Below are 228 nucleotides of genomic sequence, written 5' to 3'. Positions count from 1 at the left end.
AAGTAGCACTCGCGTACCACTGAACCTGTGTTCCTGTTACATTTAAACTTGCAATAGTAGTGTTATCAATTTCACAGAAAGTCTGTGTTGCTTGTGTTGTGGTTGGTGCTTCTGTTTTAGTAATAACGACAGTTACCGCTAAACGGGTTGCACTCTCACAAGAGTCTGCTGTTTGAGAAGCGTAATACGTCGCTCCATCTACTAAAGCGGTTGTTGTAGCTAGAGGAG

General features: G+C 43.0%; 1 protein-coding gene. It reads right to left on the bottom strand.

All coding sequences use genetic code 11. From position 1 onward, the window contains the following. The coding region (locus tag P6733_RS17960; RefSeq protein ID WP_306354320.1) for a hypothetical protein at positions 1-228 on the bottom strand (228 nt) is incomplete at both ends.

It is taken from the genome of Flavobacterium aerium (genome assembly GCF_030766725.1).
Classification (GTDB): Bacteria; Bacteroidota; Bacteroidia; order Flavobacteriales; family Flavobacteriaceae; genus Flavobacterium; species Flavobacterium aerium.
Note: the sequence above shows the minus strand (reverse complement) of the source record. Positions and strands in the feature narration are given on the sequence as shown.